Origin of the sequence: Streptomyces sp. NPDC002130, from assembly GCF_040296465.1 — a bacterium.
Classification (GTDB): Bacteria; Actinomycetota; Actinomycetes; order Streptomycetales; family Streptomycetaceae; genus Streptomyces.
The window spans coordinates 1-1165 of the sequence record NZ_JBEOXI010001080.1; the positions used below are offsets into that span (position 1 = coordinate 1).

Annotated in this window: 1 protein-coding gene and 1 pseudogene; both read right to left on the reverse strand. The window is 72.5% G+C overall.

Annotated features, from left to right (window positions below; translation table 11 throughout):
* On the reverse strand, positions 1-643 hold a 643-nt coding region (locus ABT116_RS48580), incomplete at its 3' end, for an SCO0930 family lipoprotein (protein ID WP_351647952.1).
* 291 nt (positions 644-934) lie between these two features.
* Positions 935-1165, reverse strand: a pseudogene (locus ABT116_RS48585) (hypothetical protein); the annotation flags it as partial.

The following is a 1165-nucleotide window of genomic DNA, read 5'->3' on the forward strand; positions in this document are numbered from 1 at the left end:
CCTTGCGCGTGGACAGCCCGGCCTGGGCCGCTTCGCCGCCGCCCTCCGCGCCGGCCTCGGCACCGCCCTGCGCCTTCTTGCCGTCGGGGGCGAGCGCGTACCACTTGCCGCCCACGCCCTGGCCCTTGACGTCACCGGCGTTGACGTCCTTGGCGTAGCGGTAGGCGGGCCAGCCGCCGACCGTGAGCTGCTTGGTGCCGTCGGCCCGGGTGACCGAACCGAGCAGCGCCTTGTCGATGCCCTCGCCGGCCTCGGCGTCGTCGGCCGGAACCGGCGGCCAGGTCTTGGCGCAGTCACCGTCGCAGTTCGACTTGGGCGGCTGCTCGGTGTCCTGGTCGAACCGGTACAGGGTGAGGCCGAGGCTGTCGGTGACCACCTTGCCGACCTTCTCGGCGGTGGAGACGGACAGCTTGCCGGCGGGGTTGGACGGGCTGGAGGCGCTCGGTGCCGCCGGCTGGCCGGTCGCGGTGCCGCCCGCCGCGCCCGCGGTTCCCGAGCCGATGCTTCCGTAGTCCCCGGGCGCGGCCGTGGCGCCCACGTTCTGGCTGGCCGCCGGTGGGCTGTCCTGACCGCACGCCGTCGTCAGCGCCAGGACCGCCGCGGCGCTCGCCACGAGTGAGGCGCTCCGCCAGGAGGTCTTCATCGTCAACTCCCCATAATCGCAAGGGTGTTGCAGCGCCCTGCTGCGCCGCCGCACGGTCATGAGTACGCATGGGGGCGGTGATTGTGTTCAACCGTCGGCCAAATTTCTTTCCGGAATCTGTGACGAGCCCCCGAGTCGTCGCACACGAGTGCACCCGGAGCCCCCTGGGGGCGACCGCAGTTCAAACCGGTGATGCCCGGATATCCCTCTTTCGGGGCAATCCCCTTGCACCCCGGCCCGTCCGGGCGGCACAGGGCTCATGATCTTCGTCGTGCATGGAGCCCTTTCGACTCAACCCGCCCTTGCGACACGTGCCTTGGCGGCGGCGACGCTGACCTGGGCGCTCGTCGGCGCACCGGCCGGGGTCGCGGTGGCCGACGCCTGCGCGTACGCCTCGACGGGGCCGGACGGCACCGAGGCGGTGGCGTACGCCGGCAGCAAGAAGACGTGGCCGTGCCCGACACCCACGCCGACCCCCTCCCCCGCCCCCACGCCGACCCCCCCAACGCCCCCCAAAACCAC